This is a genomic window from Streptomyces sp. NPDC047869 (assembly GCF_040704065.1).
In the GTDB taxonomy this organism is placed as follows: Bacteria; Actinomycetota; Actinomycetes; order Streptomycetales; family Streptomycetaceae; genus Streptomyces.
Genome location: NZ_JBEYRK010000013.1, coordinates 23149 through 44627 on the forward strand (window position 1 = coordinate 23149; position 21479 = coordinate 44627).

At 72.0% G+C, this 21479-nt stretch carries 24 protein-coding genes; 18 read left to right on the top strand and 6 right to left on the bottom strand.

Going from position 1 to position 21479, the window contains the following annotated elements:
- The first annotated feature begins 47 nt into the window (after positions 1-47).
- The 5 genes from AB0924_RS18505 to AB0924_RS18525 all read left to right on the top strand — a co-directional run bounded on the left by AB0924_RS18505 (position 48) and on the right by AB0924_RS18525 (position 4762).
- A complete protein-coding gene (locus AB0924_RS18505) occupies positions 48-1433 on the top strand; it encodes an NADP-dependent succinic semialdehyde dehydrogenase (protein ID WP_366911940.1) in 1386 nt (461 codons plus the stop codon).
- A 25-nt stretch (positions 1434-1458) separates the two neighbouring features.
- Entirely contained in the window at positions 1459-1689 is a 231-nt protein-coding gene (locus AB0924_RS18510) for a DUF6213 family protein (RefSeq protein ID WP_199209628.1), read from the top strand.
- A 157-nt stretch (positions 1690-1846) separates the two neighbouring features.
- Positions 1847-2911, top strand: a complete 1065-nt coding sequence (locus AB0924_RS18515; protein WP_358930143.1) for a type III polyketide synthase — start codon at positions 1847-1849, stop codon at positions 2909-2911.
- Complete coding sequence (locus AB0924_RS18520; protein ID WP_358930141.1) at positions 2908-4146, top strand: cytochrome P450; 1239 nt, start codon at positions 2908-2910, stop codon at positions 4144-4146. The genes AB0924_RS18515 and AB0924_RS18520 overlap by 4 nt, the downstream gene beginning before the upstream one ends.
- Positions 4147-4264: 118 nt before the next feature.
- The gene (locus AB0924_RS18525; protein ID WP_358930238.1) at positions 4265-4762 is read left to right on the top strand and encodes a cupin domain-containing protein; all 498 of its coding nucleotides are present in this window, start codon (positions 4265-4267) and stop codon (positions 4760-4762) included.
- Positions 4763-4847: 85 nt separating this feature from the next.
- On the opposite strand, the gene AB0924_RS18530 is transcribed toward AB0924_RS18525, so the two are convergent.
- A complete protein-coding gene (locus AB0924_RS18530; protein WP_358930139.1) occupies positions 4848-6074 on the bottom strand; it encodes an acyl-CoA dehydrogenase family protein in 1227 nt (408 codons plus the stop codon).
- 183 nt (positions 6075-6257) lie between these two features.
- On the opposite strand from AB0924_RS18530, the gene AB0924_RS18535 reads away from it, so the two are divergent.
- Positions 6258-6902, top strand: a complete 645-nt coding sequence (locus AB0924_RS18535) for a TetR family transcriptional regulator (protein WP_366911941.1) — start codon at positions 6258-6260, stop codon at positions 6900-6902.
- Between the two features lie 10 nt (positions 6903-6912).
- Here the strand turns inward: AB0924_RS18535 and def are convergent, their stop codons facing one another.
- Positions 6913-7464: a peptide deformylase gene (gene def, locus AB0924_RS18540; protein WP_366911942.1), complete on the bottom strand. Its 552-nt coding sequence runs from the start codon at positions 7462-7464 to the stop codon at positions 6913-6915.
- A 150-nt stretch (positions 7465-7614) separates the two neighbouring features.
- Here def and AB0924_RS18545 point away from each other — a divergent pair, with 150 nt between their 5' ends.
- The 8 genes from AB0924_RS18545 (at position 7615) to rocD (ending at position 14836) form a co-directional block, all read left to right on the top strand.
- Positions 7615-8853, top strand: a complete 1239-nt coding sequence (locus AB0924_RS18545) for a MurT ligase domain-containing protein (protein WP_351668589.1) — start codon at positions 7615-7617, stop codon at positions 8851-8853.
- Positions 8854-8874: 21 nt separating this feature from the next.
- Positions 8875-9603: a glutamine amidotransferase gene (locus AB0924_RS18550; protein WP_358930130.1), complete on the top strand. Its 729-nt coding sequence runs from the start codon at positions 8875-8877 to the stop codon at positions 9601-9603.
- A gap of 201 nt (positions 9604-9804) precedes the next feature.
- Positions 9805-10830: a 6-phosphofructokinase gene (locus tag AB0924_RS18555; RefSeq protein WP_358930128.1), complete on the top strand. Its 1026-nt coding sequence runs from the start codon at positions 9805-9807 to the stop codon at positions 10828-10830.
- A 104-nt stretch (positions 10831-10934) separates the two neighbouring features.
- The gene (locus AB0924_RS18560; RefSeq protein ID WP_358930126.1) at positions 10935-11885 is read left to right on the top strand and encodes a cytochrome c oxidase assembly protein; all 951 of its coding nucleotides are present in this window, start codon (positions 10935-10937) and stop codon (positions 11883-11885) included.
- Positions 11886-11956: 71 nt separating this feature from the next.
- Complete coding sequence (locus AB0924_RS18565; RefSeq protein WP_358930124.1) at positions 11957-12124, top strand: hypothetical protein; 168 nt, start codon at positions 11957-11959, stop codon at positions 12122-12124.
- A 35-nt stretch (positions 12125-12159) separates the two neighbouring features.
- A complete protein-coding gene (locus AB0924_RS18570) occupies positions 12160-12675 on the top strand; it encodes an Lrp/AsnC family transcriptional regulator (protein WP_366911944.1) in 516 nt (171 codons plus the stop codon).
- A 134-nt stretch (positions 12676-12809) separates the two neighbouring features.
- Positions 12810-13619, top strand: coding sequence for a dimethylargininase (ddaH, locus tag AB0924_RS18575; protein WP_358930120.1), 810 nt, complete (start codon positions 12810-12812; stop codon positions 13617-13619).
- Positions 13619-14836: an ornithine--oxo-acid transaminase gene (gene rocD / locus AB0924_RS18580; RefSeq protein ID WP_366911945.1), complete on the top strand. Its 1218-nt coding sequence runs from the start codon at positions 13619-13621 to the stop codon at positions 14834-14836. The genes ddaH and rocD overlap by 1 nt, the downstream gene beginning before the upstream one ends.
- Before the next feature lie 41 nt (positions 14837-14877).
- On the opposite strand, the gene AB0924_RS18585 is transcribed toward rocD, so the two are convergent.
- From AB0924_RS18585 to AB0924_RS18595, 3 genes are all read right to left on the bottom strand, one after another.
- A complete protein-coding gene (locus AB0924_RS18585) occupies positions 14878-15507 on the bottom strand; it encodes a DUF305 domain-containing protein (RefSeq protein WP_366911946.1) in 630 nt (209 codons plus the stop codon).
- Positions 15508-15583: 76 nt separating this feature from the next.
- Positions 15584-15979 carry a DUF6153 family protein gene (locus tag AB0924_RS18590; RefSeq protein ID WP_366911947.1) on the bottom strand — a complete coding sequence of 132 codons (396 nt, stop codon included), beginning with the start codon at positions 15977-15979 and terminating at the stop codon, positions 15584-15586.
- An 84-nt stretch (positions 15980-16063) separates the two neighbouring features.
- Entirely contained in the window at positions 16064-16780 is a 717-nt protein-coding gene (locus AB0924_RS18595; RefSeq protein WP_358930112.1) for a histidine phosphatase family protein, read from the bottom strand.
- A gap of 249 nt (positions 16781-17029) precedes the next feature.
- Between AB0924_RS18595 and AB0924_RS18600 the strand changes: the two genes are divergently transcribed.
- Both AB0924_RS18600 and AB0924_RS18605 read left to right on the top strand, forming a co-directional pair.
- Complete coding sequence (locus tag AB0924_RS18600) at positions 17030-17683, top strand: response regulator transcription factor (RefSeq protein ID WP_358930109.1); 654 nt, start codon at positions 17030-17032, stop codon at positions 17681-17683.
- Entirely contained in the window at positions 17680-18783 is a 1104-nt protein-coding gene (locus AB0924_RS18605; RefSeq protein WP_358930107.1) for a histidine kinase, read from the top strand. Before AB0924_RS18600 ends, AB0924_RS18605 begins: the two co-directional genes overlap by 4 nt.
- On the opposite strand, the gene AB0924_RS18610 is transcribed toward AB0924_RS18605, so the two are convergent.
- Complete coding sequence (locus AB0924_RS18610) at positions 18741-19367, bottom strand: TetR family transcriptional regulator (RefSeq protein ID WP_366911948.1); 627 nt, start codon at positions 19365-19367, stop codon at positions 18741-18743. The two genes, AB0924_RS18605 and AB0924_RS18610, sit on opposite strands and share 43 nt — an antisense overlap.
- A 269-nt stretch (positions 19368-19636) precedes the next feature.
- Here AB0924_RS18610 and AB0924_RS18615 point away from each other — a divergent pair, with 269 nt between their 5' ends.
- Entirely contained in the window at positions 19637-20356 is a 720-nt protein-coding gene (locus tag AB0924_RS18615) for a lysophospholipid acyltransferase family protein (protein WP_358930103.1), read from the top strand.
- Between the two features lie 70 nt (positions 20357-20426).
- Positions 20427-21443, top strand: a complete 1017-nt coding sequence (locus tag AB0924_RS18620) for an NAD(P)-dependent oxidoreductase (RefSeq protein ID WP_358930236.1) — start codon at positions 20427-20429, stop codon at positions 21441-21443.
- Positions 21444-21479 lie beyond the last annotated feature (36 nt).

The following is a 21479-nucleotide window of genomic DNA, read 5'->3' on the forward strand; positions in this document are numbered from 1 at the left end:
TGTCGCGCGCGAAGGTCGAAGCAAGCCCGCTCCCAGGGAGGTCAGCCATGCCCATCGCGACGGTGAACCCGGCGAACGGCGAAACACTCAAGACGTACGAGGCCATGGGCGAGGAGGAGCTGGAGCGCCGGCTCCAGCTAGCCGGGGCCACGTTCCGCACGTACCGGACGACCACGTTCGCCGAACGCGCACGGATGATGAACAGGGCCGCCGACCTGCTGGACGAGGACCAGCAGGAGATCGGCCGGGTGATGACCACCGAGATGGGCAAGCCGGTCAAGCAGGCCCGCGCGGAGGCCGCCAAGTGCGCCAAGGCGATGCGCTGGTACGCCGAACGCGCGGAGGGACTGCTGGCCGACGAGGAGCCGCCCGAGCAGGACGTGCGGGACTCCGGCGCCTCCCGGGTCCGGGTCCGCTACCGGCCGCTCGGTCCGGTGCTCGCCGTGATGCCCTGGAACTTCCCGCTGTGGCAGGTGATCCGCTTCGCCGCGCCCGCGCTGATGGCCGGCAACGTGGGCCTGCTCAAGCACGCCTCGAACGTCCCGCAGACGGCGCTGTACCTGGAGGACCTGTTCCACCGGGCGGGCTTCACGGAGGGCTGTTTCCAGACGCTGCTGATCGGCTCGGCCGCGGTGGACGACATCCTGCGCGACGAGCGGGTGAAGGCCGCGACACTGACCGGCAGCGAGCCGGCCGGGCGGGCCGTCGCCTCCACCGCCGGCGAAATGATCAAGAAGACGGTGCTGGAGCTGGGCGGCAGCGACCCGTACGTCGTCATGCCCTCCGCCGACCTCGACCGCGCGGCCCAGGTGGCCGTGACCGCCCGGGTCCAGAACAACGGGCAGTCGTGCATCGCGGCCAAGCGGTTCATCGTGCACACCGACGTGTACGACGCCTTCGCGGAGAGGTTCGTCGCGGGCATGAAGGCGCTGCGCACGGGGGACCCGCTGGAGGAGGACACTGAGGTCGGGCCGCTCTCCAGCGAGCAGGGGCGCAGGGATCTCGAGGAGCTGGTCGACGACGCGAAGCGCGCCGGGGCCGAGGTGCTCTGCGGCGGCGAGCGCCCGGACGGGCCGGGCTGGTACTACCCGCCGACCGTGCTGGCGGGCATCACCCGGGAGATGCGTATCCACCGCGAGGAGGCCTTCGGGCCGGTCGCCACGCTGTACCGGGCAGGCGACCTGGACGAGGCGGTGCTCATCGCCAACGACTCGCCGTTCGGCCTGAGTTCGAACGTGTGGACCCGGGACGAGCGCGAGGTGGAGCGGTTCGCCCGGGACCTGGAGGCGGGATCCGTGTACGTGAACGGGATGACGGCCTCCCATCCGGCGTTCCCCTTCGGCGGGGTGAAGCGCTCCGGCTACGGGCGTGAGCTGTCCGGGCACGGAATCCGGGAGTTCTGCAACATCACCACGGTTTGGCAGGGTGCGTGAGGACCGCGCGGCTAACATCCCGATTGTGAACCGCGAAGTGACCCTGCCTCTGATCGTCGACGACCGCGGTACCTTGCAGGTGGCAGCGGCCGACGTGAGCAAGTTGTTGCGGACCGTGGGCGGGCGGTGGCTGCATCTCGTCGAGGCCGGGGAGCGGCTCGACGAGGACACGGTGGCCGCGTTGACCATCGAACTGGCGAAGCTCGCGGACCGCATCGACGTGGCGTGCATCGCCCACAGTAGCGGGGCGCCGTAGCCTCCCCGGGGGGTTTCGCAGCGTGGTCGTCCCTGACCCCTTGTCACCGGTTCGGAGTAGTCCGGCGCGAGATCGTCGCCCCGTCGGGTGAACCTGGGTGGACCACCTTCTGACCGGCGGGCGAGAGCCTGCCGGACGGCGAAAGCAGGGACGGCTCATGGCGACTTTGTGCAGACCCTCGGTGTCCGTACCAGAGCATGTGATCACGATGGAGGAGACGCTGGAGCTGGCGCGCCTGCACCACGCGGACCACCCCCAGCTCCCGCTGGCCCTCCGGCTGATCGAGAACACGGGCGTCCGCACCCGGCACATCGTGCAGCCCATCGAGGAAACCCTGAAGCATCCGGGCTTCGAGGACCGCAACAAGCTCTACGAGGCGGAGGCCAAGGCTCGCGTCCCCGCGGTGATCCAGCGGGCGCTCGACGACGCGGAGCTCCTGACCACCGACATCGATGTCATCATCTACGTGTCGTGCACGGGCTTCATGATGCCCTCGCTCACCGCGTGGCTGATCAACGAGATGGACTTCTCGAGCACCACCCGGCAGCTCCCCATCGCCCAGCTCGGCTGCGCGGCGGGCGGTGCGGCCATCAACCGGGCCCACGACTTCTGCTCGGCCTACCCCGAGGGCAACGCCCTCATCGTGGCCTGCGAGTTCTGCTCGCTGTGCTACCAGCCCACCGACCTGGGCGTCGGCTCGCTGCTGTCCAACGGCCTGTTCGGCGACGGCATCGCCGCCGCCGTGGTGCGCGGCCGCGGCGGCACGGGCGTCCAACTGGAGCGCAACGGCTCGTACCTGATCCCGAAGACCGAGGACTGGATCGCGTACGACGTCCGCGCCACCGGCTTCCACTTCCTGCTGGACAAGCGGGTGCCGACCACCATGGAGCCGCTCGCCCCGGCGCTCCAGGACCTCGCGGGCAACCACGGCTGGGACGCCTCCGACCTGGACTTCTACATCATCCACGCGGGCGGGCCCCGAATACTCGACGACCTCAGCAAGTTCCTGCAGGTCGAACCGCACGCGTTCCGGTTCAGCCGGTCGACGCTCACCGAGTACGGCAACATCGCCAGCGCCGTCGTTCTGGACGCGCTGCGCCGGCTCTTCGACGAGGGCGGTGCCGAGCACCGGGCACGCGGGCTGCTGGCCGGGTTCGGTCCCGGCATCACCGCCGAGATGACCGTGGGCCGCTGGGTCCAGGACGGCGAGATGACGCGATGACCGAGGAGATGCTCACCGAGACCCTCACCGAAACCCTCACCGAGACCCTGCCCCCGGTCCGGCACTGGCCGGCGGCCGACCTCACCGGGACGGACTTCGACCCGGTGCTGACCGACCTGATGAACGAGGGCCCGGTCACCCGCGTCCAGCTCGCCAACGGCGAGGGCTGGGCCTGGCTGGTCACCCGGTACGACGACGTGCGCATGGTGACCAACGACCCGCGTTTCGGCCGCGAGGCGGTCATGGACAAGCAGGTCACCCGGCTCGCCCCGCACTTCATCCCGGACCGGGGCGCGGTCGGCTTCCTCGACCCGCCCGACCACACCCGGCTGCGCCGCTCGGTGGCCGCCGCGTTCACCGCCAGGGGCGTGGAGCGGATCCGCGACAGGGCACGCGTGATGCTGGACGAGCTGGTGGACGAGCTGCTCCAGGACGGGCCGCCCGCCGACCTCACCAGCGCGGTGCTCAGCCCGTTTCCCATCGCCGTGATCTGCGAGCTGATGGGCGTACCGGCCGCCGACCGGCACAGCATGCACACGTGGACCCAGCTCATCCTGTCCTCCGCGCACGGCAAGGAACTGAGCGAGAAGGCCAAGCGCGATATGAGCGCCTACTTCTCCGATCTCATCGCCCTGCGCGAGAACAGCGCGGGCGAGGACGTGGCCTCGCTGCTCGGCGCCGCCCTGGGACGCCAGGAGGTCACCCTGGAGGAGGCCGTCGGCCTCGCGGTCCTGCTCCAGATCGGCGGCGAGGCGGTCACCAACAACAGCGGGCAGATGTTCTACCTGCTGCTGACCCGTCCCGAACTGGCCGCGCGGCTGCGCTCCGACCCGGCGATCAGGCCGAGGGCCATCGACGAGCTGCTGCGCTACATCCCGCACCGCAACGCCGTCGGGCTGTCCAGGGTCGCCCTGGAGGACGTCGAGATCCACGGCGTCCGTGTCCGGGCCGGGGACGCGGTCTACGTCTCCTACCTGGCCGCCAACCGCGACCCGGACGTCTTCCCCGACCCGGAGACGATCGATCTCTCGCGCAGCCCCAATCCGCACCTGGCGTTCGGCTTCGGCCCGCACTACTGCCCCGGCGGCATGCTGGCGAGACTGGAGTCGGAGCTGCTGGTGGACGCCCTGCTGGACCGGGTGCCGGGGCTCCGGCTGGCCGTGTCGCCGGCCCAGGTGCCCTTCCGCAAGGGTGCGTTGATCCGCGGGCCCGCGGCCCTGCCGGTGAGGTGGTGAGCCGCCGATGACGACGACGGAGGGGCTGGCGGTACCCGAAGGGCCCGCGGCGCGTGGAGCCGCGCCGGCCCGGGCGGTTCCGCCGGCCCAGGAGGCGGCGCCGGCCGAAGGGCTGCTGGTGCCGCCGGGCCACGGCCGGGTCGTCGAGACACCGGCCCAGCGGGTGACGTTCAAGGTCACCGGCACGCACTCGCGGATGGCCTCCACCTTCGAGGTGGACGTGCCGCCGGGGTTCGACGTCGGCGCCCATGTGCACACGCGCAGCGAGGAGTTGTTCTACGTCCTCGAGGGCGAACTGGACGTGCTCGCCTTCGAACCACGCATCCGCACCCCCGACAACTGGCAGCGCTGGGAGTCGAGTTCGGGCAACCGGGTGGTCCGGGCGACGCCGGGCACGGTCATCGTCGTACCGCCCGGCTGCCCCCACGCGTTCGCCAACCCGACGGACGCGCCGGCGAGGATGTTCTTCCAGGCGTCCCCGCCGCCTGACCACGAGCGCTACTTCGAGGAGCTGCTGGAGATCCTCGGCAACGACGGACCACCGGACCGTGAGGCCATCGAGCGGCTCCGGCAGCGCTACGACATCGAGCAGCTCACACCGCTGCGGCACAGATGACCGCGGACGGCCGCCGAGGGGCGCGGGGCCGTGACGGCTCCCGCGCCCCTCGCCGTCACCGGACCGGCGCGCGCGTCCCGGAGCGCTACCGGATCGGCATCCCGGCGAGGGTGCGGGCGATGACCAGGCGCTGGATCTCGCTCGTGCCCTCGAAGATGGTGTAGATCGCGCTGTCGCGGTGCATCCGCTCGACCGGGTACTCGCGGGTGTAACCGTTGCCGCCCAGGATCTGTATGGCCTGGGAGGTCACCTTCTTCGCCGTCTCACTGGCGAAGAGCTTGGACATGGAGCCCTCGGCCGCCGTGAACGGCTTGCCGTTGACCGCCATCCAGGACGCCCGCCACACCAGCAGCCGCGCGGCGTCGATCTGCGTCCGCATGTCCGCGAGCTGGAAGGCTACGCCCTGGTTGTCGATGATGGGCCGGCCGAACTGCTCGCGGGTCTTCGCGTAGTCGAGGGCGACCTCGTACGCGGCCCGGGCGGTGCCGACGGCCATCGCGCCCACGGCGGGCCGCGAGGCCTCGAACGTGGCCATGGCCGCGTTCTTCACCCGCTCGCCGCCCGCCTTGGCCCGCTCCCGGGCGCGGGCGAGCCGCTCGTCCAGCTTCTCCTTGCCGCCGAGCAGGCAGGAGCCGGGGACCCGGACGTTGTCGAGGATGACCTCGGCGGTGTGCGAGGCGCGGATGCCGTGCTTCTTGAACTTCTGGCCCTGGGCGAGCCCCGGGGTCCCGGCCGGGACGATGAAGGACGCGTGGCCCTTGGAGCCCAGCTCCGGGTCGACGACGGCGACGACGACGTGGACGTTGGCGATGCCGCCGTTGGTCGCCCAGGTCTTCGTGCCGTTGATCACCCACTCGTCCTTGGCCTCGTCGTAGACCGCGCGCGTGCGCATGGAGGCCACGTCGGAGCCGGCGTCCGGCTCGGAGGAGCAGAAGGCGGCGACCTTCACGTCGTTCTGGTCGCCGTACATCTGCGGGATCCAGGTGCCGATCTGTTCCTCGGTCCCGTTGGCGAGAACGCCCACTGCGGCCAGGCCGGTGCCCACAATGGAGAGGGCGATGCCCGCGTCACCCCAGAACAGCTCCTCCATGGCCATCGGGATACCGAGGCCGGTGGGGTCGAAGTACTGCTGCGCGTAGAAGTCGAGGGAGTAGATGCCGACCTTCGCGGCCTCCTGGATGACCGGCCAGGGAGTCTCCTCACGCTCGTCCCATTCGGCGGCCGCGGGGCGGATGACGTCGGCGGCGAAGCCGTGCAGCCACTCCCGGACCTCCTTCTGTTCGTCGTTGAGCTCCATGGTGAACTCGGCCATGTCCCCTCCAGCAGCGGTACGTACGGTCCTACCAGTGATGTTACTAGCGGTAACGTGAGTGTGTTACCGACCAGTAGTAAAAGTCAACTCCTGATGACGCCTCGGCATCCCGTTCGATGCCAGAGGCGCGGACAGTGCTAGTTTGCGCAGGCGTCACCGAATCAGCACGGGTGGGGAGACCACATGGACACCACGCAGCGGACCGATCAGCAGCGGTCCGCCGACCGCCGACGGCGCGAGCTGCTGGAGGCCGCCGACCGGGTGGTGCTGCGCGACGGCCCGCAGGCGTCGATGAACGCGATCGCCGCGGAGGCCGGGATCACGAAGCCGATCCTGTACCGCCACTTCGGCGACAAGGGCGGCCTCTACGCGGCTCTGGCCAAGCGGCACACGGACGCGCTGCTGGACTCGCTGCGCGCCGCGCTGGACGCGCCCGCCGAGCGGCGCGAGCGGGTGGAGTCCACCCTGGACACCTATCTCGCGGCGATCGAGGCCCGGCCCCAGGTGTACCGGTTCCTCATGCACCCGGCGGAGAGCGGCACCGGCGGCGACCAGGGGTTCGACGTCGGCAAGCACAGCGCTCCGCTCCTTCGCCGGATGGGCGAGGAACTGGCCCAGGTCATCGAGGACCGGCTGGACCTCGGGCCGGGCAGTCAGCAGCTCGCCCGGGTCTGGGGACACGGGATCGTCGGGATGATGCACGCGGCCGGCGACTGGTGGCTCGGCGAACGGCCGTGCTCCCGGGCCGAGTTGGTCCGCTCCCTCGCCGACCTGCTGTGGGGCAGGCTCGCGGCTGCCGGGGACCGGGTCGGCGGCCCGGGCTTCTGACGGCGCGGCCTCAGGGGCGGTCCGCCCGGTGCCAGGCGGCCCGGTCGATCCGCCGCCGCAGCCGCCGGCGGCGCAGACCCGTCAGGCGGTCGGCGTACACCGTGCCCGCCAGGTGGTCGCACTCGTGCTGGAGACACCTGGCGAAGAATCCCGTGCCGTGGACGGTGACCGGTTCCCCGGCCGCCGTGAAGCCCTCGACGACCGCGTGGTCGTACCGCTGCGTCCCCGCCTCCAGGCCCGGCAGGGACAGACAGCCCTCCGGACCCCGGATCACCACGCCGTCCGCCGCCACCAGACGCGGATTGACCACATGGCCGAGGTGACGGACGTCCTCGTCGTCGGGACAGTCGTAGACGAACACCCGCAAAGGCACCCCGATCTGGTTCGCGGCCAGGCCCACCCCATGGGCCGCGTACATGGTCGCCAACAAATCCTCCACGAGTGCCTCGAGTTCGGGGCCGAAGTCGGTGACGTCCGCGCAGGGCCCGTGCAGAACGGGGTCCCCGAGCAGGGAAAGGGGCCGGACGCGCCCGTGGGCGCCCGGGATCGGGCGGTGTCGCATGGCGGCAAGGGTACGGTTCGTTCGGCCCATGCCCGCCGCGAGGCGTGGGCCGCGATTCGGGTGTGCGAATGGATCTCGATAGGCTGAGGCCCACACCACGCTGCCGGATGGCCCCAGGCGCGGCGCGTACGCAAGGAGGATCGAGAACTGATGGCAGGCAACTCGGACCCGCTCTCGCCGCGGGCCAAGCTGGCCGTGACCGCGGGCAAGGCGGTCGCCGCGGCATCGCGTGCCGCTGGACGCGGCAGCGGGTCGGTGATCGGTGGCCGGGTCGCGCTGAAACTCGACCCCGACCTCCTCGGACGGCTCGCCCAGAACCTGGACGTCATCCTGGTGTCCGCCACGAACGGCAAGACCACGACCACCCGGCTGATCGCCGAGGCGCTGCGCGCCGCCGGTCCGGTGGTGTCGAACGCGCTCGGCGCCAACATGCCCGCCGGGATCACCTCGGCGCTGGCCGGCGGCTCGGACGCGAAGTTCGGCGTCATCGAGGTCGACGAGAAGTACCTGGCCGGGGTGGCCCGGGACACCGGCCCGAAGTGCATCGCCCTGCTGAACCTCTCCCGGGACCAGCTGGACCGCGCCGCCGAGACCCGGATGCTCGCCGAGAACTGGCGCGAGGGCCTGGCCGGCTCCAAGGCCGTCGTCGTCGCCAACTGCGACGACCCGCTGGTGGTGTGGGCCGCGTCCTCCTCCCCCAATGTGATCTGGGTCGCGGCCGGCCAGATGTGGAAGGACGACGCCTGGTCCTGCCCGTCCTGCGGTGGCGTGATGCAGCGCCCGGGCGAGGACTGGTTCTGCGGTGAGTGCGGCTTCCGGCGGCCCACGCCGAGCTGGGCGCTGTCCGGAGACCACGTCCTCGACCCGCACGGCTCCGCCTGGCCCATCCACCTCCAGCTGCCGGGCCGGGCCAACAAGGCGAACGCGGCCAGCTCCGCGGCCGTCGCCGCCGTCTTCGGAGTGCCGCCGCAGGTCGCCCTGGAGCGGATGTACCAGGTGCAGGCCGTGGCCGGCCGGTACGACGTCGTCCAGTTCATGAACCGCGACCTCCGGCTGCTGCTGGCCAAGAACCCGGCCGGCTGGCTGGAGACGTTCTCCCTGATCGACCCGCCGCCCACCCCGGTGATCCTCTCCGTGAACGCGCGCGGAGCCGACGGCACCGACACCTCCTGGCTGTGGGACGTCGACTACACGCGGCTGACCGGCCACCCGATCTTCGTGATCGGCGACCGCAAGCTGGACCTCGCCGTCCGCCTCGAAGTCGCGAACCAGCAGTTCCAGGTGTGCGACAACCTCGACCAAGCCGTCCAGGCGGCCCCGCCGGGACGCATCGAGGTCATCGCGAACTACACCGCGTTCCAGGACCTGCGCCGCCGCGTCGGCAACTGATCTTCGAAAGGCGATCACCTCATGAGCGACAACCAACTGCGGCTGGTGTGGATCTACCCCGACCTGCTGAGCACCTACGGCGACCAGGGCAACGCGCTCGTCGTGGAGCGCCGGGCGCGCCAGCGCGGCCTGGACGTGGCCCGGCTGGACGTGCGCAGCGACCAGCCGATCCCGACGTCCGGTGACATCTACCTCATCGGCGGCGGCGAGGACCGGCCGCAGCGGCTCGCGGCCGAGCGGCTGCGGCGCGACGGCCATCTGCGCCGGGCCGTGGAGAACGGCGCGATCGTGTTCTCGGTCTGCGCCGGCTACCAGATCCTCGGCCACGAGTTCATCAACGACCTCGGCCAGCGGGAGCCGGGCCTCGGCCTGCTCGACGTGACGTCGGTGCGCGGCGAGGGCGAGCGGTGCGTCGGTGACGTCCTCGCGGACATCGACCCGCAGCTCGGCCTGCCCCCGCTGACGGGCTTCGAGAACCACCAGGGCGTCACCCACCTCGGCGCCAGCGCCCGCCCCTTCGCCCGCACCCGGATCGGCAGGGGCAACGGCACCGGGGACGGCACCGAGGGCGCGTACAACGGGACCGTCTTCGGCACGTACATGCACGGCCCGGTCCTCGCCCGCAACCCGCAGATCGCCGACCTGCTGCTGAAGCTGGCGCTCGACGTCAACGCGCTGCCGCCGGTCGACGACCGCTGGTACGAGGCGCTGCGCAACGAGCGCATCTCGGCCGCGCAGCAGCCCGCGTAAGGCTCGCGTCAGGGGCCTCTCAGCGCTCTCCGGCAGGCTCGTGACGGGCCCGCCTGACGGCCCGTCCGCTCACATGTGCGGGCGCGTCCAGCAGGCGGACGCCCGCTACGGAGCCACCCCCTCACGCCGGTAGGGTGACCGGGAATCCGCCGGACGACGTGGTCCGGTTTCCCGGCCCACGTTGAGAAGGTATTTCGGGCTATGCGCATTGGTGTCCTCACGTCCGGCGGCGACTGCCCCGGCCTGAACGCCGTCATCCGGTCCGTCGTGCACCGTGCCGTGGCCGACCACGGTGACGAGGTCATCGGTTTCCGGGACGGCTGGAAGGGCCTCCTGGAATGCGACTACATGAAGCTCGACCTCGATGCCGTGGGCGGCATCCTGGCGCGCGGCGGCACCATCCTGGGCTCCTCCAGGGTCCGTCCCGAGCATCTGCGTGACGGCGTCGAGCGGGCCCGGGGCCATGTCGCGGAACTCGGCCTGGACGCCATCATCCCGATCGGCGGTGAGGGCACGCTGAAGGCGGCCCGACTGCTGTCGGACAACGGGCTGCCCATCGTGGGCGTGCCGAAGACCATCGACAACGACATCGCTGTCACGGACGTCACGTTCGGCTTCGACACGGCGGTCGGGGTCGCCACCGAGGCGCTGGACCGGCTGAAGACCACCGCCGAGTCCCACCAGCGGGTGCTGATCGTGGAGGTCATGGGCCGCCACACCGGCTGGATCGCGCTGCACTCGGGCATGGCGGCCGGCGCCCACGCCATCGTCGTCCCGGAACGGCCCTTCGACATCGACGAGCTGACGCGGAAGGTGGGCGCGCGGTTCGAGGCGGGCAAGCGGTTCGCCATCGTGGTCGCCGCCGAGGGGGCCAAGCCGCGGCCCGGCGCCATGGAGTTCGACGAGGGCGGCAAGGACATCTACGGCCACGAGCGCTTCGCGGGCATCGCGCGGCAGCTCTCGGTCGAGCTGGAGCACCGGCTCGGCAAGGAGGCGCGGCCGGTCATCCTCGGGCACGTGCAGCGGGGCGGCACGCCGACGGCGTACGACCGGGTGCTGGCCACGCGCTTCGGATGGCACGCGGTGGAGGCCGTGCACCGGGGCGAGTTCGGGCGGATGACCGCGCTGCGCGGCACGGACATCGAGATGGTGTCGCTGGCGGAGGCGGTGGAGACCCTGAAGACGGTGCCCGCCGAGCGGTACGACGAGGCGGAGTGCGTCCTGTAGTCCGTTTCGGAACCACCTGCCCCCGGTCACGGCGCTGACCGGGGGCGGTTCTACTCTTGTGGGCGGACAGACGCGTACAACCCCCACGAATCAGGAGCCGGCGGATGGATCACAGCGGCCACGGCATGACGATGGACCTGCCGCCGTTCACGCTGGCCCGGGGGCTGCACTGGTCTGCCGACCCGTTCTTCCTCGTGGCCTGTCTGGCCGGGCTGGCCCTGTACGGATGGGGTGTCGTGCGGCTGCGGCGGCGCGGGGACTCCTGGCCGGCCGGTCGGACCGTGTCGTACGCCGTCGGTGTCCTCACCATCGCCCTGATGATGTGCACCAGGCTGAACGACTACGGCATGGTCATGTTCAGCGTGCACATGGTGCAGCACATGGTGATCAGCATGCTGTCGCCGATCCTCGTCCTGCTCGGCGCCCCGGTGACCCTGGCGCTGCGGGCGCTGCCGACCGCCGGCCGGGGCCGCAAGGGCCCGCGCGAGCTGCTGCTGATGCTGCTGCACAGCCGCTACATGCGGGTGATCACGCACCCGGTCTTCACCATCCCGCTGTTCATCGCAAGCCTGTACGCCCTGTACTTCACCCCGCTGTTCGACTTCCTCATGGGCTCCAGGACCGGGCACGTCGCGATGATGGTGCACTTCCTCGCCGTGGGCGTGGTGTTCTTCTGGCCGATCATCGGCGTGGACCCCGGACCGCACCGGCCGGGCTACCTGATGCGGATGCTGGAGCTGTTCGCGGGCATGCCGTTCCACGCGTTCTTCGGCATCGCGCTGATGATGGGGTCCACGCCGATGGTGGCGACGTTCCGGAACCCGCCCGCCTCGCTCGGCATCGACGCGCTCGCCGACCAGAACGCGGCCGGCGGCATCGCCTGGGCGTTCAGCGAGATCCCGTCCGTGCTGGTGCTGATCGCGCTGCTGTTCCAGTGGTACGGCTCCGAGCAGCGGCAGGCCAGGCGCAAGGACCGGGCCGCGGACCGGGACGGCGACAAGGAGCTGGAGGCGTACAACGCCTATCTGGCCTCCCTCAACGCGCGCGAGGGCTGAGTACGCGGTATGCCTTCCGGGCGGAAACCGGGGCACCATGGTGAGGGACGGACCATGAGGAGGGTGTCGCGATGCCCGGTTCCACAAACGGTTCCACCAAGGCCATGGGGGCGATGACGGTCGGCGGGCTCGTCGTCGTGACGGCGTACACCGTCGCGCTCGGCGGCAACGGCTGGCTGTGGTTCGGCTGGGTGGTCCTCGGGCTGCTGACACTCGCGATGGTCGTCACCCAGTCATAGGCCCGGTCGCGGGTACGGCTGACTACAGTGCCCGCATGAACAGCAGGGCCGCGTCGTTCGACGACCTCGACCGCAAGATCGTCACCGCGCTGATGGCGAACGCCAGGACCAGTTTCGCCGAGATCGGCGCGGCGGTCGGGCTGTCGTCCACGGCGGTCAAGCGGCGCGTGGACCGGCTGCGGGAGACCGGGGTGATCACCGGGTTCACGGCGACCGTGCGGCCCTCCGCGCTGGGCTGGCGCACGGAGGCGTACGTCGAGGTGTACTGCGAGGGCGCGGCCCCGCCGCGGCGCCTGGCGGAGGTCGTCCGCAACCATCCGGAGATCGCGGCGGCCATGACGGTGACCGGCGGCGCGGACGCGCTGCTGCACGTGCGGGCGCGGGACGTGGAGCACTTCGAGGAGGTGCTGGAGCGGATCCGCGCCGAACCCTTCATCCGGAAGACGATCAGCGTGATGGTGCTCTCCCATCTGCTTCCCGAGAGCCCGGAGGCGGGCGCGACCCAGGCGGCGCCCGAATCAGCGAGCGGCAAACCCTTTTTCACGCAGTGATGATGCGTTCACGCCGCCACGAACGCAGTGATGCTGCACATGTACGCAGCCCTTGTTTCTTGTCGTCCGTCTCCGTCGCTTTCTACCGTGGTGTCATCCTTCAGTGACACACAGGAAAGCGGAGGGAACCCTCTGTGCCCGAAAGCCGTGTGCCGCGCCATCGGCGCTTCCTCGTCTGCGAACCCAGACACTTCGCCGTGCAGTACGCGATCAATCCGTGGATGCATCCCGACAAGCCGGTCGACGTCGACCTGGCCCAGGAGCAGTGGCAGGCCCTGATCGGCGCCTACCGGACCCATGGGCACACCGTGGACGCGGTCGATCCGGTCCCGGGCCTGCCCGACATGGTCTTCTCCGCCAACGCCGCGTTCGTGGTGGGCGGCCGGGTCTTCGGGTCCCTGTTCCACGCCCCGGAGCGGCGTCCCGAGTCGGTCCACTACGACACCTGGTTCAAGGCGGCCGGGTTCGACGTCCACCGCCCCGAGGCGGTCACCGAGGGTGAGGGCGACCTGGTGTGGACGGGCCGGTACGTGCTGGCCGGCACCGGCTTCCGCACCACCCGCGAGGCCCACCGCGAGGCCCAGGAGTTCCTCGGCCACCCGGTGATCGGCCTGACGCTGGTGGACCCGTACTTCTACCACCTGGACACGGCGCTGTTCGTCCTGGACGACGACAACATCGTCTACTACCCGGAGGCGTTCTCCCCGGGCAGCCGGGAGGTGCTGCGGCGCCTGTACCCGGACGCCGTGCTCGCCACCCGCGACGACGCGATGGCTTTCGGCCTCAACTCCGTGTCCGACGGCAGGCACGTCTTCATCGCACCCAAGGCCGAGGCGCTGGCCGAGCGCCTGGCCGACCACGGCTACGTTCCCGTCCCCGTCGACCTGTCGGAGTTCCACAAGGCCGGCGGTGGCATCAAGTGCTGCACCCAGGAGATTCGCTGATGACCGCACCCGCGCGCACCCGTACGTCCGAGGACCTGATCCGGGCGGAGGAGCCGGTCCTCGCGCACAACTACCACCCCCTGCCGGTGGTCGTCGCCCGGGCCGAGGGCACCTGGGTGGAGGACGTCGAGGGCCGCCGCTACCTCGACATGCTGGCCGGCTACTCGGCCCTCAACTTCGGCCACCGCCACCCGGCGCTGATCGAGGCCGCGCACGAGCAGCTCGACCGGCTGACCCTGACCTCCCGCGCCTTCCACAACGACCGGCTCGCCGGGTTCGCGGAGCGGCTCGCCGCGCTGACCGGGCTCGACATGGTGCTGCCCATGAACACCGGCGCCGAGGCGGTGGAGAGCGGCGTCAAGGTGGCCCGCAAGTGGGCGTACGACGTCAAGGGCGTCCCCGCCGACCGGGCGACGATCGTGGTGGCGGCCGAGAACTTCCACGGCCGTACGACGACGATCGTCAGCTTCTCCACGGACGAGTCGGCCCGCGCGGGCTTCGGCCCCTTCACGCCCGGCTTCCGGGTCGTGCCGTACAACGACCTGGCCGCGCTGGAGGCGGCGGTCGACGAGACGACCGCCGCGGTACTGATCGAGCCCGTCCAGGGCGAGGCCGGGGTCGTCATCCCGGACGACGGCTATCTGACCGGTGTCCGTGAGCTGACCCGCCGCAAGGGCTGCCTGTTCGTCGCGGACGAGATCCAGTCGGGCCTCGGCCGCACCGGCCGCACCCTCGCCGTCGAGCACGAGGACGTCGTCCCCGACGTGCTGCTGCTGGGCAAGGCGCTGGGCGGCGGCATCGTGCCGGTGTCGGCGGTGGTGGCCCGGCGCGAGGTACTGGGCGTGCTGCGCCCGGGTGAGCACGGCTCCACGTTCGGCGGCAATCCGCTGGCCGCGGCGGTCGGCTCGGCGGTCCTCGGGCTGCTGGAGACGGGCGAGTACCAGCGCCGGGCGGCCGAGCTGGGCCTGGTCCTGCGGGACGGCCTGACCGAGCTGGTCGGCAGGGGCGTGACCGGGTTCCGGGCGCGCGGGCTGTGGGCGGGCGTCGACGTCGACCCGGCGATCGGCACCGGCCGTGAGATCAGCGAGCGGCTCATGCGGGAGGGCGTCCTGGTCAAGGACACCCATGGCTCCACGATCCGGCTGGCGCCCCCGCTGACCATCACGGCCGAGGAGCTGCGCTCGGCGCTGGGCTCCCTGGAGAAGGTGCTGGGCTGAGGGAGGCGGGGGCCGGACCGGTGCCGGCCCCCCGCTTGGTGTCAGCTCCCGCCGAGGATCCGCTCCATCTCCTGGATCTCGGCGTTCTGCGCCCGGACGATGTCACCGGCCATGGTCCTGGCGGGGCCGTAGGCGCCCCCGGACTTCTCGGTGCCGGCCATCTCGACGGCGCCCCGGTGGTGTTCGACCATCAGCGACAGGAACCTGCTGTCGAAGTCCGCGCCGGTGGCCTTCTTCAGCGCCGCCATGTCGTCGTCGCTCATCATCCCGGCCATGCCGGTCGTGCCGGTGTGTCCCGAGTGGTCCATGCCGGCCATGGGCACCTGCTCGCCCCAGGCGGTCAGCCAGCCGGTCATGGTCCGGATCTCCGGGTCCTGCGCCTCCTCGATCCGGGCGGCGAGGTCCTTCACCCGGGCCGAGGAGGCCCGGCCGTCGGCGAGCTTCGCCATCTCCAGGGCCTGCCGGTGGTGCGGGATCATGCCCTGGGCGAAGGAGACGTCCTGGGCGTTGTGGGTGCCGGCGGCGGTGGCGGACGCGGCGGCCGACGCCGGGCCGCCGTGTCCCGCGTGGGCCGCGCCGTCATCGCTGCCGCCGCAGGCGGCGAGGGCCAGTGAGGCGGTCGCGGTGACCGCGAGGAGGGCGGCGCGGCGCGTCAGGGTACGGATGGTCATGCTGGAACTCCTGTCGGAGAGATGATTTCGGGCACGCGTGGGTGGACGGCCGCCGTGCGGGCGGTCGTCGGTGCCTCTAGATCCGCAGGAGTTGCAGTTCGGCCAGGGTGGGCGGTGCGCGGGCGCCGTCCGGTGCGGCGGCGACGAGGGAGCGGCGGGCGCCGGCCGGGGGCCGGACGGTCACCGGGCCGGGCACCAGTACTGGCGGCTGGGGGCCGTCCTTGACGGCGCCGGACGCGCAGGACGGGTCGGCGTGGTGCAGGTGGCCGCCCCCGCAGTGACCGTCCGGACAGGCGTCCTGGGCCATGACGGCGACCGCGTGGTGCTGGGCCTGGGCCCGTGCCGGGTGCCCGGTGCCGCCGCCGGGCGCCAGCGCGTGCATACCCAGCAGGCCGGCCACCACCGCCAGCACGAGCAGCGCACGACGGGACCGTCGAGGCGGTCGCGGGGCGCGCTGCTGGTTGCCGGGCATCGGGGACATCGTACGGGGGCGGGCGGCGCGAGCGGCGACGGGACTCGCGTCACGGCCGCGGCGGCGGCCAGGGCGGGGGCGCCGCTACGGGCGCGTGGCGGCGTAGTCGGCTCCGTCCACCCGGGGGTACCGCAGGGGCTCGGCCCAGGTCCCGGCGGACGGGACGAGGGCGTGGGCGGCCTCTCGGCCGGCGTGCCGGTGCGGGGACCGGTGGATCACGGTGAATCGCCGGGTCGCCTCGAAGTCGGCGGAGCCGAAGCTGACGTCCCAGTGGCCGCGTTGCCAGGTGAGGGACACCGGGGACAGGGTCGGCACGTCGAGGCGCCAGAACGCTCTCGCCGGCGCGGCCAGGGCGTGTACGAGCGCGGCCCGGACGACGGCCGGCTCGGTGACGGCCAGCACGTGGCCCGGCTCGTCGGCGACGGCGCCGAGCCAGTTCGCGGTGCGCCGGCAGAACCGGCGGACCGACTCGCCCCCGTGCGGTGCGGCGTCCGGGTCCGTCAGCCAGGCGGTGAAGGCGTGCGGGTCAACCGCGGCGATCTCGTCGACCGTACGACCGCGCCAGGTGCCGAGGTCGAGGTCGCGCAGCGCGGGCTCGCTCGCCGCCGTCAGGCCCAGGGCCTCGGCGGTCCACCGGCAGCGCAGGGACGGTGCCCGCACGGCCCGGGTGTGGGAAGGCAGGTCCGCTCGGGCGGCGCGTGCCGCACCCAGCTCGCGTCCGGTCGGTGGAGCGTCACCGAAACGGGTGCCGGGGGTGGGCTCCCCGCCGCTCGTGCTCAGGAACGTGAGGCGGATCGTCATGCGACTGACCTCCTTCGTGCACCGGCACGGCTCTCGGTCAGGGGAGACAGGGCGCGGACCGGCTCCGGGCTCATGCGTACCAGGGTCCGTGGCCGCCACCGGCCACGACCATCCGGCGGATGTCCGGAACCGCCCCGCCGACCGGCTGGGACGGCCCCGCCGCCCGGCTGAACCCGCCGCCGTACCGGCCCGGCGCGCCGCTCGGCGCGGTACGGATGAGACTGGAAACCGGCAGCGAGTGGAGCACACGTGATCCGGGTACTGGTGGTCGACGACGAGGCCCTCATCCGCACGGGCTTCCAGCACATCCTCGACGCGGCGGACGACATCGAGGTCGTGGCGGCGGTGCCCGGCGGCCGGGCGCTGACCGCCGTGCGGGAGGCGGGGCCGGACGTCGTGCTGCTGGACATCCGGATGCCGGACGTGGACGGGCTGACGATCCTGGCGGAGCTCCGCCGGCTGCCCCACCCCCCGGTCGTGGCCATGCTCACCACGTTCGACATGGACGAATACGTGGAGACGGCCCTGCGCTCGGGTGCGGCGGGCTTCCTGCTCAAGGACACCGACCCCGAGGAACTGCCCTTCCTGGTGCGGGCCCTGGCCGACGGCGGCACCGTCCTGTCGTCCAAGGTGACCCGGACGGTCGTGGACGGCTTCCTGGGCGCCGGCTCGCAGGAGGCCGCCGCCCACACCATCGAACGGCTGACCGACCGTGAGCGCCATGTGCTGCTCCTGGTCGCGGAGGGGCTGTCCAACGGCGACATCGCCACCCGGATGCATCTGAGCACCGGGACGGTCAAGGACCATGTGAGCGCCATCCTGACCAAACTGGGAGTGGGCGGCCGGGTCCAGGCCGCCCTGCTCGCCCAACGGTCCGGGCTCCTCGAGAAGGGGGAGGGATGACACCCCGCCGCCTGCCCGCGCCGCTGCTGGACGCCGCCGTCGTCGTCTGCTCGCTGTTCGACGTCTGGGTGCACTTCGACAGCGACGAGCCGCTGCGCATGACCTTCGCATTCATCGCCGCCTTCGCGCTGCTGCTGCGCCGCCGCCTGCCGCTGCTGACGTTCCTGCTCACCCTGCCCTCCGTCCTGCTCTCCGACGCCGTCTTCGCCGCGCTGGCCGCGCTGTACACCCTGGCCTCGCTCACCCGCCGCCGCGTCCTGCTGGCCCTGTGCGCGCTGACGTTCACGTTCAGCGACGTCACCCGATGGCCGTCGCCCGCGATAGACCTGCTGGGCACGTCGACGCTGATCACCCTGACCTACACCGCGGCGATGGCCGCCGCCCCCGTGTTCCTCGGCCAGCTCGTCCAGACCCGGCGCGATCTGTCGCTGCGGCTCACCGAGATCTCCGAGGCGCGCGACCACGAACAGCTGCTGACCGCCCAGGCCGCGCTGTCCAAGGAACGCGCGCAGCTCGCCCGCGAGATGCACGACGTCGTCTCCCACCAGGTGAGCCTGATCGCGGTACGGGCGGGCGCGCTGCAGGTGGGCAGCAAGGACCGGGAGGCCAAGGAGGCGGCGGCCACCATCCGTCGGCTGAGCGTCCAGACCCTGGACGAGCTGCGGCACATGGTCAACGTCCTGCGGGCCTCCGGCGGCCGCCCGACCGAGCTGACCCCGCAGCCGTCCCTGGCCGATCTCCAGCAGCTCGTCGAGGGCAGCGGCATCGAGACCAAGCTGCGCATGGATCTGCCGCGGGACCTGCCGCCGACCGTGCAGCGCGCCGTCTACCGCACCATCCAGGAGGCCCTGACCAACATCCGTAAACACGCCCCCGGCGCCGCCGCGACCGTCTGCCTCGGCCACCAGGACGGCACCGTGCGCGTCACGGTGACGAACTCCGCGCCGACCCGGCCCGCGCTCCCCCTGCCCAGCTCGCACTACGGCCTGGTCGGCCTGGGCCAGCGCGCCTCGCTCCTCGGCGGCACCATCACCTCCGGACCGACTACGGACGGCGGCTACGAACTGCGTCTGGAACTGCCCGCGACGGGCGCGCCCTGAGTACCGAGGGAGTCCAGCCAGCGCAGCAGCCGGGCGCCCTCGCGGGTCATGACGTCCGGATCGCGCAGGGCGTGGGCCATGAGCGACATGCCCTGGTAGCCGGAGACGAGAGTGAGGGCGAGGTCCTCCGGGCCGGGCAGGCCCAGCTCCCGGAACTGGCCGGCGGCCCAGTCCAGCAGCCGCCGCAGCACCGCCCCGGCCTCCGTGCCGAGGGCGTCGTCGGCACGCTTGCCGAGTTCGGCGGCCAGCGTGCCGGTGGGGCAGCCGTGGCGGGCGATGACGTCCCGCTCCCCGATCCAGGACTCGACCAGCGCCTTCAGGCGGTCGCGCGGGCCGGCCGCCCGCTCCAGTCGCCCGGTGAACTCGTCCAGCCGCGCGCCGTGCTCGGCCAGCGCGGCCCGGACCAGGTCGTCCTTGGTCTTGAAGTAGTAGTAGACGTTGCCGGCGGGGACGCCGGCGGCGCGCGCGATGTCGGCGAGGGTGGTGCGTTCGACCCCCTGTTCGTGCAGCACCCGGGCCGCCGCCGCGGTGAGCCGCTGCCGCTTGGCCGACGCCTGTGCCCGCCGGTCCGCTGAGTTGGTCACCCGCCCGACTATAGGCAGCCCCACGGCCGCCGGGCGCGGTGCGGGCCGCGCCCTTCGTGCCGGGGTGACCGTGCGGCGAGCAGGCCGCCCGCGGCCTTCCGGCGTTAGGGCAGCACCCGTCCGGGGCAGCCGGTCGGGGCCGGACCCGACACGGTCCGGACCGGTGCCGGACGGCCGCGCCTGCACCTACACTGACATCCCACGCCAGGCCGAATGACGAGCGAGAACGCGGTGGTTGAGCCAGTCCGCCAGGAGTGAGGAGCGACCCCTTGTTCTACTACGTGCTCAAGTACGTCCTCTTGGGCCCCCTGCTCAGGCTGGTCTTCCGGCCCCGGATCGAAGGGCTGGAGCATGTGCCGGCGTCGGGTCCGGCGATCGTCGCGGGCAACCATCTGTCCTTCTCGGACCACTTCCTGATGCCGGCGATCCTGAAGCGGCGGATCACCTTCCTCGCCAAGGCCGAGTACTTCACCGGGCCGGGCGTCAAGGGCCGGCTCACCGCCTTCTTCTTCCGCAGCGCCGGGCAGATCCCGGTGGACCGCTCGGGCAAGGAGGCGGGGCAGGCCGCGATCCGCGAGGGGCTCGGGGTGCTCGGCAAGGGCGAGCTGCTCGGCATCTATCCGGAGGGGACCCGGTCGCACGACGGCCGGCTGTACAAGGGCAAGGTCGGCGTCGCGGTCATGGCGCTGAGGGCCGGGGTGCCGGTCGTGCCCTGCGCGATGATCGGCACTTTCGAGGCGCAGCCGCCGGGCCGGGTCGTACCCCACATCCGCCCCGTCATGATCCGCTTCGGCGAGCCGCTGGACTTCTCGCGCTACGCCGGCATGGAGAAGGAGAAGGCCGTGCTGCGGGCCGTCACGGACGAGATCATGTACGCGATCCTGTCGCTGTCCGGGCAGGAGTACGTCGACCGGTACGCGGCCGTCGTCAAGGCGGAGCAGGCGGACGCGAAGAAGGAACGCAAGTCCCCCCGGACGCCGCTCGGCTGATCTCTGCCCTCGGCAGAACGGCTCGGCCCCGGGCCTGCCCCGTGCCTAGGCTCGCCGCATGAAGAGGGCAGTGGTGATCGGGGCGAGCGGGCAGATCGGCCGTCCGGTGGTGGCGGCGCTGGCACGGGACGGCTGGGAGGTGACGGCCGCCTCGCGGGGCGGCGGCCGGGACGGGACGTGGGACACCGGCGTGCGGGTGGTACGGCTGGACCGGTCCGACGACGGCGCGCTCGCCGCCGTGGTGGGCGACGGTTGCGACCTCGTCGTCGACATGGTGGCGTACGACGCCTCGCACGCACGGCAGTTGACGTCCCTCGCGGACCGGATCGGCTCCGCGGTCGTCGTCTCCAGCGTGTCGGTCTACGAGGACGGCAAGGGGCGGGGCTTCGACACCGCCGGCGAACCGGACGGCTTCCCCGTCTATCCGGTGCCGGTGCCCGAGTCCCAGCCGGTGGTGGCGCCGGGCGCGGCGACCTACTCCACCCGCAAGGCGGCCCTGGAGCACGAACTTCGCCTCGCCGAGTCGGAGTTGCCGACGACGGTGCTGCGGGCGGGCGCGGTGCACGGCCCGCACAGCCCGCTCCCCCGGGAGCTGTACTTCGTGAAGCGGAACCTCGACGGCAGGCGCCGCCGGGTGCTCGCGTACCGCGGGGAGAGCCGCTTCCATCCGGCGAGCGCCCGGAACATCGCGGAGCTGGTGCGGCTGGCGGCGGCCCGTCCGGGTGCCCGGGTGCTCAACGCCTGCGACGGCGGGGCGCCGACGGCGGCGGAGATCGGGGCGGCGATCGACGCGGTCATGGGCGTGGAGACGGAGACGACGCTGCTGGACGGTCCGCCGCCCGGTGGGACCGTGGGCGGGAGCCCGTGGTCGGTGCCGCTGCCGGTGGTCTTCGACATGTCCGCCGCCGAGCGGGAGTTGGGCTACCGGCCGGTGGTGTCGTACCCGGACAGCCTGCCGGAGACGGTGGAGTGGCTGACCGGTGCGCTGCGCGACGGGGACTGGCGGGAGCGCTTCCCGGTCATGGCGCGGGCGTACCCCGGTGCCTTCGACTACGCGGCCGAGGACGCCTGGTCGGCCGAGGCATGACGAAGGGGCGGCCGGGAAGCCCGGCCGCCCCTGTGG

Coding starts and splice junctions, on each gene's coding strand:
- AB0924_RS18505 (WP_366911940.1), top strand. CDS start 48: ATGCCCATCGCGACGGTGAACCCGGCGAACGGCGAAACACTCAAGACG.
- AB0924_RS18515 (WP_358930143.1), top strand. CDS start 1,847: ATGGCGACTTTGTGCAGACCCTCGGTGTCCGTACCAGAGCATGTGATC.
- AB0924_RS18520 (WP_358930141.1), top strand. CDS start 2,908: ATGACCGAGGAGATGCTCACCGAGACCCTCACCGAAACCCTCACCGAG.
- AB0924_RS18530 (WP_358930139.1), bottom strand. CDS start 6,074: ATGGCCGAGTTCACCATGGAGCTCAACGACGAACAGAAGGAGGTCCGG.
- AB0924_RS18535 (WP_366911941.1), top strand. CDS start 6,258: ATGGACACCACGCAGCGGACCGATCAGCAGCGGTCCGCCGACCGCCGA.
- def (WP_366911942.1), bottom strand. CDS start 7,464: ATGCGACACCGCCCGATCCCGGGCGCCCACGGGCGCGTCCGGCCCCTT.
- AB0924_RS18545 (WP_351668589.1), top strand. CDS start 7,615: ATGGCAGGCAACTCGGACCCGCTCTCGCCGCGGGCCAAGCTGGCCGTG.
- AB0924_RS18550 (WP_358930130.1), top strand. CDS start 8,875: ATGAGCGACAACCAACTGCGGCTGGTGTGGATCTACCCCGACCTGCTG.
- AB0924_RS18555 (WP_358930128.1), top strand. CDS start 9,805: ATGCGCATTGGTGTCCTCACGTCCGGCGGCGACTGCCCCGGCCTGAAC.
- AB0924_RS18560 (WP_358930126.1), top strand. CDS start 10,935: ATGGATCACAGCGGCCACGGCATGACGATGGACCTGCCGCCGTTCACG.
- AB0924_RS18565 (WP_358930124.1), top strand. CDS start 11,957: ATGCCCGGTTCCACAAACGGTTCCACCAAGGCCATGGGGGCGATGACG.
- AB0924_RS18570 (WP_366911944.1), top strand. CDS start 12,160: ATGAACAGCAGGGCCGCGTCGTTCGACGACCTCGACCGCAAGATCGTC.
- rocD (WP_366911945.1), top strand. CDS start 13,619: ATGACCGCACCCGCGCGCACCCGTACGTCCGAGGACCTGATCCGGGCG.
- AB0924_RS18585 (WP_366911946.1), bottom strand. CDS start 15,507: ATGACCATCCGTACCCTGACGCGCCGCGCCGCCCTCCTCGCGGTCACC.
- AB0924_RS18590 (WP_366911947.1), bottom strand. CDS start 15,979: ATGCCCGGCAACCAGCAGCGCGCCCCGCGACCGCCTCGACGGTCCCGT.
- AB0924_RS18595 (WP_358930112.1), bottom strand. CDS start 16,780: ATGACGATCCGCCTCACGTTCCTGAGCACGAGCGGCGGGGAGCCCACC.
- AB0924_RS18605 (WP_358930107.1), top strand. CDS start 17,680: ATGACACCCCGCCGCCTGCCCGCGCCGCTGCTGGACGCCGCCGTCGTC.